This is a genomic window from Paraburkholderia piptadeniae, assembly GCF_900007165.1.
Classification (GTDB): domain Bacteria; phylum Pseudomonadota; class Gammaproteobacteria; order Burkholderiales; family Burkholderiaceae; genus Paraburkholderia; species Paraburkholderia piptadeniae.
Genome location: NZ_CYGY02000128.1, coordinates 1 through 11,662, shown reverse-complemented (window position 1 = coordinate 11,662; position 11,662 = coordinate 1). Strand labels below are relative to the sequence as shown.

General features: G+C 58.5%; 14 protein-coding genes. 5 read left to right on the top strand and 9 right to left on the bottom strand.

From position 1 onward, the window contains the following. From BN2476_RS42265 to BN2476_RS48985, 3 genes are all read right to left on the bottom strand, one after another. Positions 1-272, bottom strand: a 272-nt coding sequence (locus tag BN2476_RS42265) for an OsmC family protein (RefSeq protein WP_500045170.1), incomplete at its 3' end; no start/stop codon positions are given. A gap of 211 nt (positions 273-483) precedes the next feature. Continuing rightward, positions 484-1,485 carry a LysR family transcriptional regulator gene (locus tag BN2476_RS42260; RefSeq protein WP_087740088.1) on the bottom strand — a complete coding sequence of 334 codons (1,002 nt, stop codon included), beginning with the start codon at positions 1,483-1,485 and terminating at the stop codon, positions 484-486. 147 nt (positions 1,486-1,632) lie between these two features. Next, positions 1,633-2,079 (bottom strand): thiosulfate sulfurtransferase GlpE, encoded by a 447-nt coding sequence (locus tag BN2476_RS48985; protein ID WP_235851216.1) that lies wholly within the window; start codon positions 2,077-2,079, stop codon positions 1,633-1,635. Here BN2476_RS48985 and BN2476_RS50055 point away from each other — a divergent pair. Further along, on the top strand, positions 2,078-2,488 hold the full coding sequence (locus BN2476_RS50055; RefSeq protein WP_438942950.1) for a hypothetical protein: 411 nt from the start codon (positions 2,078-2,080) through the stop codon (positions 2,486-2,488). The genes BN2476_RS48985 and BN2476_RS50055 overlap by 2 nt on opposite strands. A gap of 261 nt (positions 2,489-2,749) precedes the next feature. Here BN2476_RS50055 and BN2476_RS42250 read toward each other — a convergent pair whose 3' ends face one another. From BN2476_RS42250 to BN2476_RS42240, 3 genes are read right to left on the bottom strand one after another with little or no spacing between them, the layout of a single operon-like run. Continuing rightward, on the bottom strand, positions 2,750-4,021 hold the full coding sequence (locus BN2476_RS42250) for a DUF3734 domain-containing protein (RefSeq protein WP_087740087.1): 1,272 nt from the start codon (positions 4,019-4,021) through the stop codon (positions 2,750-2,752). 10 nt (positions 4,022-4,031) lie between these two features. Then, positions 4,032-4,814, bottom strand: coding sequence for a 3-hydroxybutyrate dehydrogenase (locus BN2476_RS42245; protein WP_087740086.1), 783 nt, complete (start codon positions 4,812-4,814; stop codon positions 4,032-4,034). A gap of 15 nt (positions 4,815-4,829) precedes the next feature. Further along, on the bottom strand, positions 4,830-5,609 hold the full coding sequence (locus BN2476_RS42240; protein WP_087740085.1) for an acetoacetate decarboxylase: 780 nt from the start codon (positions 5,607-5,609) through the stop codon (positions 4,830-4,832). Positions 5,610-6,049: 440 nt separating this feature from the next. Between BN2476_RS42240 and BN2476_RS42235 the strand changes: the two genes are divergently transcribed. Together BN2476_RS42235 and BN2476_RS42230 are read left to right on the top strand one after the other, a co-directional pair. After that, positions 6,050-6,802: an SDR family oxidoreductase gene (locus BN2476_RS42235; RefSeq protein ID WP_087740084.1), complete on the top strand. Its 753-nt coding sequence runs from the start codon at positions 6,050-6,052 to the stop codon at positions 6,800-6,802. Between the two features lie 398 nt (positions 6,803-7,200). Then, on the top strand, positions 7,201-7,473 hold the full coding sequence (locus tag BN2476_RS42230) for a hypothetical protein (protein ID WP_087740083.1): 273 nt from the start codon (positions 7,201-7,203) through the stop codon (positions 7,471-7,473). A gap of 109 nt (positions 7,474-7,582) precedes the next feature. Here the strand turns inward: BN2476_RS42230 and BN2476_RS42225 are convergent, their stop codons facing one another. Further along, positions 7,583-7,921 carry a hypothetical protein gene (locus BN2476_RS42225; protein ID WP_218274607.1) on the bottom strand — a complete coding sequence of 113 codons (339 nt, stop codon included), beginning with the start codon at positions 7,919-7,921 and terminating at the stop codon, positions 7,583-7,585. Between the two features lie 533 nt (positions 7,922-8,454). On the opposite strand from BN2476_RS42225, the gene BN2476_RS42220 reads away from it, so the two are divergent. Both BN2476_RS42220 and BN2476_RS42215 read left to right on the top strand, forming a co-directional pair. After that, the gene (locus BN2476_RS42220) at positions 8,455-9,522 is read left to right on the top strand and encodes a J domain-containing protein (protein WP_328590448.1); all 1,068 of its coding nucleotides are present in this window, start codon (positions 8,455-8,457) and stop codon (positions 9,520-9,522) included. A gap of 83 nt (positions 9,523-9,605) precedes the next feature. Further along, positions 9,606-10,247 carry a DUF6904 family protein gene (locus BN2476_RS42215; RefSeq protein WP_087740082.1) on the top strand — a complete coding sequence of 214 codons (642 nt, stop codon included), beginning with the start codon at positions 9,606-9,608 and terminating at the stop codon, positions 10,245-10,247. A gap of 113 nt (positions 10,248-10,360) precedes the next feature. On the opposite strand, the gene BN2476_RS42210 is transcribed toward BN2476_RS42215, so the two are convergent. Next, positions 10,361-10,933, bottom strand: coding sequence for a PIN domain-containing protein (locus tag BN2476_RS42210; protein ID WP_087740081.1), 573 nt, complete (start codon positions 10,931-10,933; stop codon positions 10,361-10,363). A gap of 3 nt (positions 10,934-10,936) precedes the next feature. Next, on the bottom strand, positions 10,937-11,398 hold the full coding sequence (locus BN2476_RS42205; RefSeq protein WP_028368702.1) for a helix-turn-helix domain-containing protein: 462 nt from the start codon (positions 11,396-11,398) through the stop codon (positions 10,937-10,939). Positions 11,399-11,662 lie beyond the last annotated feature (264 nt).

Here is an 11,662-nt window from a genome sequence, read left to right as displayed (position 1 = left end):
GCCGCAAGCAGGCTCAGCGCGCCATGAAAGCAGGCCGCGTAACCCGCCGCGAATAGCTGCTCTGGATTGGTGCCGCCGCCGGGCCCGCCCAGCGCCTTAGGCATTCGCAAGTCGAGTGCGAGCTGGCCGTCATCGGAGCGGGCGATGCCCGACGCGCGCCCGTGGCCCGCGTCGCCGCCCGTTACAGTGACGGTGGTCGAATACAGCGTCTGCGCGTCTTGTCCATAGTGCTTGTCGAGCAGTGTCAGCGGCGGTGGACGCAATGTGGTCATGGTACGCCTCGTAGGTGGTTGCCACTCATTTCGTGGCGTGTGTCTCTTTGAACCACGCGTCGAAGTTCACGGTGCCGGTACGTGCGTTGGCGCCCGTGACGAGCGTGTTTGTAGCATCGTAGGCGTGCGCTCCGTCATGCGGTAGGGCCGCGGAGAGCTCCACCATGTTGCATCGGAAACATCACTCAATGCAGCGTCGTTCGGGGCGCCGTCATTCAACTATCGATAGCGTCGTCATTGTCGGCAGACACCGCAGATCGAGGGCTCTCGTATGTTCGGTCATGTAGTCGATGAACACCCGGATTCGGGCTGGAAGATGCTTGCGGCTGAGATAGCAGAGGTAGTGGCCGCGATCGTCGGGCGCGTGCTGTGCAATACAGTTGACCAACTGTCCGTCGCTAAGCAAATCGCACACCTGGTAGGCAGGCAACTGCGCGATGCCCAACCCGTGAAGTACCGCCTGCAGCATCAGATCCGCGTCGTTGAACGTGTGCTGCGCTACAGGTTGGCGCCGCTGCGCAACGCCGTCGATCTTGAACTCCCATTCCCTGATGCGGCCCGACGCCATCCGAAAGTTGATGCAGCGATGATTCGTGAGCTCGTCGACGTGGCGCGGCAAACCGTGAATCCGTGCATAGGCGGGCGACGCGCAGACGATCATCTGCATCGGAATTAGCTGCCGCGCCACGATCCCGCTGTCTTCCATGCGACCCTCGCGAAAGGACACGTCGATGCGATCGGCGGTGAAGTCGGCGGGATGATCGTCCAGCAGCAATTCCAGCGCGATCTCGGGATATTGAGCGTGAAAGCCTCGCAGCAGCGGCGCGACGACTTTCCGGCCGAAGCCGGGCGTCGAGCCGATGCGCAGATGGCCGCGCGGCGACCCATTACGCAGCTCCCGCATGTCTTCCAGCGCCTGGGCGATGCGCTCCATACCCGGCTGACAGTTCTCGTAAAAGAGTTCGCCCTCGCGCGTCAGCGACGTACTGCGTGTCGTGCGCAGAAAGAGACGCGTGTCGAGTTGAGCCTCGAGTTTCTGCACATTTCGGCTAACCGAGGAACGACCGATACCGAGGCGATCGCCCGCTCGGGAAAAGCTGCCTTCACTGGCAACGGCCAAAAAAGAAACGACGCACGCGAAACTAGTCGCAGTTCTGCTTGCGAACTGATCGTCGGCGCCCGCGATGGGGCAGCGTGATGGGGAAGTTGACATGGGAGCGCAAGTCGGGGAGTCGATACGGGACTAGACGTATCAGGACTGCCGTTTGTGACAAAGTGCGCCGTTTTTTATGCGGCGGATGTGTTGGGGTGCTGGCGGCCTTGCTTCTCCGGCACAGATCGAGGAAGTCAAGCAGCACAATCAATGCGTGAAAAGTTGCTTCTCATCTGCGCTAATTGCAGCGTCGGTCATCGCTATCGCCGGCTCGACGTCGAAGCCCGCCGCGCGCCAGGCATCGATACCGCCGGTAAGCGGCAATGCAAGCCTGACGCCGGACAGTCGCAAACGCTTGGCCATCCACGCCGCTGAGACCTCATTTGGACAGGAACAATAGATAACGAGCGTCCGGTTCGCCCCATAGCGCTCAATGATCTGTTGCAGTTTTCGTTCGTCGGCAATCACGGCGCCTGGAATGACAAACGGATCGAGCATTCTCCGTTCGGCGGAGCGGATATCGAACACGACTGGCCGCGGATTGTTCGCGAGCAATGCGTGCAATTCGCCCGCGCTGATCCGCGCCTTCTCGAGCGCCTGTGCCAGCATGAGTCTCTGGCAGTAGCAATACAACACGTAAAGCACCGGTGCCATGCCGATCACGATCAACGCACGCCAGCCAAGGTGGGCGATAAGCGCGAAAACCGCGTCGAACTGTGATGCGAATATCGCGCCGATAGCCAGTCCAACCGATGCCCAGCGCAACGCCGGCGCAATCGTGCGAGACGAAGGAACGCAACCTGACGGCCATCGCGCCGCAGAGCGGCACGGCAACGAGCGACAGGCCAGGCACGAACCGCGCAACAACCAGCACGCGGACTACCCAGCGCCCAAAAAAGCGCTCGGTCTTCCTGACACACGTTTCGCGCGACATCGACAGCTTGCAAACGGTATGAAGCGTGCGTTCGCCGTACCGCTTGCCGCCGTGGAACCAGATCAGGTCGCCGAGCACACCGCCGATCACAGCGGCACCCAGTATCGCCGCGAAATGCAACAACGTTGACGACGCAACGTGTGTGACGAGTGCAATGCCTGCGCCAACGGTAATCAATGTCGGTATGACAGGCAAAGGCAGGCCAAGCGAAGAACCCAGTACATTCAGGAATACGGCTAGCGTACCGTATCGCGCGACCAATTCATGCGACAACATGGTGTTCTCCTAGTGGCTTGGACAGCCTGGCAAGCTCGGCCACACTGAGACAGGAACAGACGGCCGGACCAAACATCGCGAGATGTTCGGCCTAGGAAAGCGTCGCTTTCTCGGCTACTTCGCACCAGACACTTCTCTTTCCGGCGAGCGCTTCGATGGCGGCGAAGCTTTCTTGTCCGCGCCGGCTATTTCGTTGTCCTCCGGCCGATAGCGGTGCACGTCCCGCGTGACGAAGCCGATTTCGCGGCTCGGAATATCGAACCACTCGGGGTGTCCGAACGAACGGCGAATATCCTCGAGCCCGCTCGCCCAATGCTCGCGCATCGTATCCTTGCTGAATTCGTAATCCTTGTAGTGCCCCTCGAACGACTTGTTCTTGTAGATCAGGTGCACGACATTCACCGCACTGCCATCCGCCGTTTTCTGCGCCTCCTGCAACAACGGGTGCGCACGCCGCACGTTTTCGGGGATGTGCTCGAGCAGCGCCTTGATCATCTGCGCGTGCCTCTGGTTCTGCGACATGAACGCGGTGATCGCTCGCGTACGGCTTGAATATTGAATATCCTTGGTGCGCTCGCTGACGTCGAGAAAGTCACCCGGCAGCTTGCCTCGCGAACTCCACAGATCGATTTGGAAAACGAGTGTGTCCTTATGCTGGCTTTCCCTGATGATCTCGGTGAGTGGCGTGTTGGAGACCAGTCCCCCGTCCCAGTAAAACTCCCCATCGATCTCGACGGCCGGGAAACCCGGCGGCAGCGCGCCGGAGGCGATGAAATGCTCCGGTGCCAGACGCATTTTCGAATTGTCGAAGTAGACGAGATTGCCAGTTCGCACGTTGACCGCCCCAACGGACACACGGATGTTCCCATCGTTGATGCGATCGAAGTTTGCGTATTTCAAAAGCGTTTCACGCAATGCCGAGGTATCGTAATAGCTCACCTGATCGGGCCGTTTCTTGCCGAAGCTCGGAAAAGATGCATCCATGCGTGGCGAGAAGAACCCCTGCTGACCCTCCATCAGCGTGCGCGTGGCGGACCATGCACTCGACCACCTGAGCTTTGCATCTTTGAGCGCCGGCCACGCTGGAATGCGCGCACCGAATTGCGAGAAGAAATCGGCTTTTTGACTGATCGTGTCCCAGAACCCGCGCAACGCTTCCGCCCGAGCCGCGGGGGCATTGCCAGCGATGATCGCCGTGTTTAATGCGCCGATGGATATTCCTGATATCCGGGTTGGCTCCACGCCGACTTCGGCCAGACCTTCGTAGACGCCGGCCTGATATGAGCCAAGTGCGCCGCCGCCCTGCAGCACGAGTCCAATTTCGTCATAGGCGGGAAGCTTGATGCGATGGGGCTGCTGCAGCTTGTTGCGCTGGCTCGAATGCATGGTCGTCTCCTTACTGCATGAACCAGCCGTGGCTGACCACAATCGATTGGCCGGTGAGCGCGTCCGACTCGAAGCCGGCGAGGAAAGCAACCGTGTTGGCAACGTCGGCAAGCGATGTAAATCCGCCGTCCACCGTATCCTTCAGCATCACATCCTTCACAACCTGCTGCGGGGAGATTCCCAATGCCTTTGCCTGCTCGGGGATTTGCTTGTCGACCAATGGCGTCCTCACGAAGCCTGGACACACGACATTCGCACGCACGCCTCGTGGCCCGCCTTCCTTTGCAACAACACGGGCGAGCCCGAGAAGCCCATGTTTGGCGGTCACGTAAGCCGATTTGAGTTGCGACGCCTCGTGCGAATGGACCGAACCCATGTAGATCACCGCGCCACATTTGCCGGACGCGTACATGTGTTTGAGAGCGGCCTTGGTCGTGAGGAACGCACCATCGAGATGAATGGCCAGCATCTTTTTCCAGTCGGCAAAGGAATAGTCTTCGATCCGGTTGACGATCTGGATACCGGCATTCGACACGAGCACGTCGAGGCCACCCAGCCGGCTCACCGTTTCGTCCACCCCCGCATTGACTGCTTCTTCGCTGGTGACGTCCATTGCAACGGCAATCGCTTTCCCACCGTTGGCGACGATATCGTCCGCGACCGTTTGAGCGTTCGCGATATTCAGATCCGCAATCACGACCGTCGCGCCATTTGACGCGAGCTTGCGCGCGCACGCTTCGCCGATACCGCTTGCTGCACCCGTAACGAGCGCGACTTTATCTTTCAGTGCCATATGTCCTCCGACAGCTTACTGGTTGACTGCGAGTTTCAACGACTCGGCAGGGGCGAGATAGTCATAAGCCACTTCGCCGATATCGAGCGTGAGATTTGCGATGATGTGACGCGCGCCGATCACCTTGCGAACCGGCAGATCGGCAACCGATGCGAGCGCGTGCGGATGCAGCTCGAGCGCTGCGGGCCCCTCCCATGCGCCGATCACATCGACGTCGCGCAGGAAGAAGCGCACCAGCTCGCAAATGCGCGCAGACCCATCGACGTGCGGAATAACCTTGAGCAGATAGTTGGGTGTGTCGGCGAGCTTGCGGCGCTCGGCCGCCGTATCGAGTGCTCGATACTTGTAGCCCATCGTTCCGGTGGCGATGCGCTGTGTTCCGTAGTCGAGCGTGCCGAGCAGTGTGTCCTTGCCATCGACGCAGAGCTTCGGTGAAGCCAGCTTCTTGGGGAATCCCCAGATTTCGCGTCCGCCTGCGATCGGGCCTTCGTCATCCAGATACATCGCGTGCGTGAAGTTGGCTCGATTGCCATCCTCATCCAGCACTGAGATCACTTGGCCGCTTTCCGTGTAGTCGCCGAATCCCGACGAATCGGGCATGCGGATGAACTCGTAGTGCACGATCGCGTTGTCGACCGTCAGGGGTTCGGGAACGACGGCGTTAAGCGCTTCGATGTCCGTCTCATACGAGATGATGAAGTACTCCCGATTGACGAAGCGGAAGGGCGGACGCGGATACGCCGGATTGTGCACGGGCATCGCAAAGGCGTTATTACGGATATCTTCTTCTGTCACGGTTCGTTCCTCGGTTGGTGAGGGGGCTGCGTAACGCGCATCGCAACAGCTTTTGCTGCCGCGCCAATCGCTTGCACTCGCGCAAGGCAGGGAAGACTTGCTGCGAGCGTTCGCACGTTTCTTTTACGGTGTCGTGTTTCGTGGATCGCCTCAGGCGGCGTATGCGGCCACCGTCGGGACAAAGCGTAGGCGCGGTCGTCTTGCGGCAGAAGCCCTGGAAAGGAGCTCATTGTGTTGTCTCGGCGACAACAATCAACAGCATGAGGACAGGTGCATATCAACGGCAAACCGGTCGATCTTTCGCCCGCCGCTGATCGATCTCGATTGGTGCCATTGCGGCAACACCATGAGCCTGTTTGCGTGTCTTCCGCAACACGCCACACCTCCCTACGATGACTTCAAGCGGCGCATTGCCGCCAACGATAGATGGAGGGTGAATCATGAAGATCGTCGTCATCGGCGGCACGGGCCTGATCGGCTCGAAGACCGTCGCGATTCTGCGCCAGGGCGGCAACGAGGTTGTCGCCGCGTCGCCCAATAACGGCATCAACAGCATCACCGGAGAGGGGCTAGAGGAGGCCATGGCCGGCACGCAGGTGGTGATCGACCTCGCCAACTCGCCCTCGTTCGAAGACAAGGCGGTGCTGGAATTCTTCGAGACCGCCGGCCGCAACGTTCTTGCAGTGGAGGCTTCAGCTGGCGTCCGCCACCATGTCGCGCTGTCGATCGTCGGAACCGACCGGACGCCCGAGAACGGCTATTTCCGCGCCAAGGTCGCGCAAGAGAAACTGATCGTGGCTTCAGGCATTTCCTTCACCATCATTCGCTCGACGCAGTTCATGGAATTCCTGGGCGGCATCGCCGATGCGGGGACCCAAGGAAACGTTGTGCGGCTTTCGCCTGGCATGTTCCAGCCCATCGCGTCGGACGATGTCGCCGCCGCCGTTGCCGGTGTGGCGCTCTCGGCGCCGCGAAACGGCATTGTCGAGATCGCGGGCCCGGAACGCGCGCCGTTCAACGAAATTGTCGCTCGTTATCTGAAGGCGGCCGGTGATTCTCGCGAGGTTGTGCGCGACCCCGAGGCTCGTTACTTCGGCGGCCTTGTCGATGAACAGTCGCTCGTGCCGCTCGGTGACGCACGGATCGGCCGCACCAGTCTCGACCAGTGGCTTGCGCAGGCTAAAAAGGGCTGAGTGTAGGCTTCTAACTAATCAATGTCGGTGGTGGTCTCGCAGTGGGGCGCGGAAGGTTTCTACGGACTGCCACCACGCAAATCCGTGCACAATCTAGAGATTCGCATAGTCCTGAATGGCCTTTCGCGCCGTGACAGGGCTTTCCGGGTGGGGTGCTTAGTCAACCTTGAACCTTCAGATCGCGTAGCTATCGCTCGTGTGACCTGTTTTGCGTCGGGTTCGGAAACGTCGACACCAGTCGATCTTGGACTCTTGGCGGGGATGCCGCCGATTTTCAATCACGTCGCGAAGCCGAGGTCGTGTAGAGTTTCCAGACGCTCACGTTGATCCGAAATGAAATGACTCGCGTGCCCGCGTCCTCTTAAACGAGAGACGTGCAGAGATGAAAGGAGCAGGGGATGGCGAATCCCGTGAAACGTGGCGGAACTGATCGGGCGAAACGTGCGTCGCTGAAGTCCTCGCGAGAACAAGAGATTCGCAAGAAATCTGCGCGCAGCGCTGAGGTCCTCGGGTTGCTTGACTTCGAGGCGGTGTACGTTGCTGAGCCAATGGACCGAATCAAATGGATCAAACAGGGTGTTGACGCTGGGCAGGTGCTCAAAATGGCATTGCGTTTGGACATGAGCCAGACGCAACTCATGAGGCTCCTGACGAAGCGCGCGAGATGCTGAAGCGGTTCCACGCTCAACAGATGACCGGTTGGGGGCTGGGCGCCTACCGCGAAAAGACGCGGCAGGTGCCTGCTACGTGATTCCACCGCAACGTGCGCGGTATCTTCCGCTATCGCTGACGCAGCGGAAGTACGTTGCCGACGGGCAGTTTCGCCTCCAGTTCCGCCACGCGATCGGTAAGCTCCAGGATTTTCAGATTTGCCTCGTTCAACATGGACACGGCTTGATCTCGTTGCCGTAAAACTGCATCAATACGCTCTCGCAGGCCACGAGTTTTCTTCCGTTGAGCCAGCTTTGCTTGGCGCGCGGACGGAGGAATTTTGCCGGTGTGTTCGTCGAGGTATTGCTGGATTTCGACAATCAACGTGGGAAATCGAGACTTCTTCAGCGCACTGGGATCGCACCCGGCCTCTCTCGCCACGTTATTCTGACTGACTGGCGTGCCCAATGGCAGACGCTCAGGTTTCCCTTCCTTGAGACGCTCAAAGGCTCGCGGTAAGCTCCGTCAACGTCCGAATCGGACTGGGCAGTTCGGAACGAGCGCGGCAGGCATCGCATGCCTGGCCAGTTTCATTTGACATAAACCGAATTAGCAAAGCCACAACATAGGATTACCTATCAAATTGAAAAGCGACAGTTTGTCGATGTTCAATAGGATTACTTCAGTAGTTTTTCGGAGTTTCGGTGAACGATGCCGCAACCGTTGATCTGTCGCACGCCAATAGTCGCTAATACCACGCGGCGACGCGGAAGAAGGGCGGAAGCGAGTGATTGGACATTCGAATCTGGGTGCCAGAACGGTCGAGGCGGGTTTCGGGAAACTCGAGTTTCGCCAGAAAATACATCCCTAGTGATAACAGGGGCAGCGATAGGGATGCGCTGAAATTCGCCGGTATGCGACCGTCAACCCGATTCATACAGCCCCGTGGGGTAAAATGCGGGCAGCCGTTGCCTTCCCCACCTTCAGCAGAAATCCGACCCATGGCCAGGACAAACTTGCGGTCCGTCAGCATTGCACGCCACCAAGACAAGCCCGCCTTGTCGAAGGGGCAAAAGGCGTTCAATTCGCTGATCAGGCAGATCGAAAAGCGCCGCAAGCAGCTTCACGCCTGGGAAACGGTCACGCCCGCATTCCGGCAGCGGTACGTCGACGAACTTGTGCCCCTCGAACGGGTTTCAGCCACGCTGCAGGTCCGGATGGTGCGTTGCCTTGACCAGGCCTATGCGAAAAACGAACTGACCAGGGCCGAACGACGGAAGATGGCGATTGTGATTGCCAATCTGGCGGGCGATCTAATCAACGAAGACGTGGACGAAGGCGAGGAACTGAAAGCGATCTACGACAAGTACAGCCCCACCAACTACGACAGCCAAATGGCTGCGGAAGTCGACGGGATGAAATCCATGCTGGAGGCGGTACTCGGCGTCGATCTGGGCGACGATCTCGACCTGGGCTCTCCGGAAGATCTGCTGCAACGCGCACAGGCGCATATCCAGCAGAGTCAGGCGGAATGGGCGGCAAAAAACGCGGAACGGGAGGCTCAGCGCGCAAAACGGAAAAAATCGCCGAAGCAACAGGCCGCCGAGACCCGCGCACAGGAACAGCAGGCGCAGATCAGCCTTTCCATTCGTGAGGTCTACCGCAAACTCGCCAGCACATTGCACCCTGATCGCGAAACCGATCCGCAGGAGCGTGACCGGAAAACCAGGCTGATGCAACGCGTCAATGAGGCCTACCAGAAAAATAACCTGCTGCAACTGTTAGAGCTGCAACTGGAGCTCGAGCATATCGACCAGCATGCTCTCAACAGCATGAGCGAAGAGCGGCTGAAACACTACAACACGATCTTGAAGGAACAGGTACGCGAACTCGATCAGGAAATCGTCCACGTCGAGTCCGCCTTTCGGTATGCCTACGGAATCGATCCTTTCGAACCCGTCTTTCCAGATACCGTTCTGCGAAATCTTGCCGTCGATCTCAAGGAGATCCGGCTCAATATCCGGACCCTTGAACAGGACTTGCTGCATTCGAAGACGTCGGGAACCTGAAGCGCTGGCTGAAACGCATCCAATTGATGCCCACTGCATCAACCTTCGACGCCATGCCGTTCTGACATTGAAAGGAACCGATTGTGCTTGCCTATCGATTGCTGAAAAATCATGCGGGCCTTCTGCTGATCGGTGACTACGCCTCTTTGCGCGAGTTGCACGAAATTGTCCACGACGTCAATGAACGGTCACCTCTGATTTCTGAGGAGGACGGACCATTTTTGGGACTGGCCTATGACGCACGCAAGGCGTACGAACGGCAGCGCGAAATCCTGCAGCCACCTGAAGGCGAAGAGGAGATCGGTGTACGCTACGGAGTTGAGATTCTCTGGCCAGTACTCCTCGTGCAGCAGCGGATGCTGCGGGTTTCGCTAGGGTACCTTGATCATTCCCGGCGGCATCAGGCGATCACCTACGCACTGGAAGCCGTTATCGAGGCGGGATTGCGGGAGGATTTTGGCGCGCAGGGGCAAACCATGGTAGATCAGTGGTTACGGCTCGATCCTACGCCAGACATCTTCGAAAAGCTCGACAGCCGGGGCGCAATGTTTTGCTCATGGTCCAAGGCTGAGCGCGAACGCCGTTTCGCCTCCCTATTGTTGAGCTTTGACCCTCTGTACGAGCACTATCCAGTCTGCCCGGATGGTCGGCGCGCCCCGGAATCAGTGTCGTCCCGCGAGCTGGAACAATGGAGCGGCGTGGACTGGCCCGATCCATGTTGGTAACTGGAACACTGCTCTCCGGCGCCATCGTCAGGCATGGTGACCCGGCGCAGAAACGGTCATCGCAGCCCGACAAGTCGATCACGTTTACAAGTTCCGCAGGGCCTTCGGAAGGTTTAAAGTGCCCAAGCCAACGGACGCAGCACATTCACAGTTTGCGTCAGGCCCTGAGCGGCAAGCGTATCCAGATAGTCGTCGACAGATTTTGGTGGATTCTTCATCGATTTACGGTGTCGAGAGGCAGCCTGTAGCACTTTGGCAGCGTTGAGGTCGAACAGGTCGAAGATGAAGTCGTCCGGATGCTGCGCCGAGACATTGTATTTTTGCAATTCCGCGGCAGGAAAATCCTTCCGGTTGAACGTAATAATGAGTTCGGCGCCCGCGTGCATAGCCGCAGCCACAACATGCCGATCATCCGGGTCTGGCAGTTCGATCGCAGGAATAAGGTGCTCGAAGTTTTCGACCAACGCTTCGCGTACGTTCGCATCCATGAGCTGACGCGTGCGCGCGATAGCCTCCGGTTTCAGGTCTTTTCGGTGTTCGAGCACGTTCCGTGTCCACTCATCGTGGATCATGTTGGTCCATCGAGCGCGGTACATGTCAGTCAGTGCAAGATGCATCAGCAGATCGCGCAACGGAGCCGGATACAGAACGCAGGCGTCGTAAACTACAGTGAAGTTTGACGCCATCGTTCAATAGCCCATGCCCAGTTCCTGCGCCTGGGCGGTGAGCTCGTCCAGCGCGGCGAGACGCGCCTCGTCAATGCGCTTCTTGTAGTCGATCACATCCTGGTAGCGGACCCGCCGGTGCGTATTGACCCGTCGAAAAGGAATGTCACCCTTCTCGAGCAGCTGCACAAAGTAAGGTCGCGACACGTTCAGCAGGTCAGCTGCTTCCTGCGTGGTCACTTCAGCGTGAATTGGAATGATTGATACGGCATTGCCCTGTCCAATTTCCGACAGTACCTCGACCAACAGCTTCAGGACCGTCGTCGGAAGCCTGACACTGTGCATTTCTCCCTTTTCATCCCTGAAGTCGAACTGCTGCGATTCGGCGCTACTGGTCAGCGCAACAGCGAGATCACGGCTCGACTCGCGGGCGATCTCGATCTCTGCCGCCGAAGGCAACGATGCGGGGGTTGCGGATCTGTTCATGGGTTCCTCGCGTCCTGGGCTAAAACAGCTTGTGCTATTCTAAATCGAAATAATCGAAACGGCAACCCAAATCGAAATATCCGAAATACCCGGAAGCCGTGATTGAAATTGACATAAATAAGTTATCAACAGGGGACGAACGGCCGTTCCTTTTTTGAGCCACCCAAGTCGAAACCGCATGCCGTGGCATTTCATCGCGCATTGCAGCAAATCGGCATGCAATCAAACCCTTACAGGCATTCCCGGTAACTGCTCATAAATCCG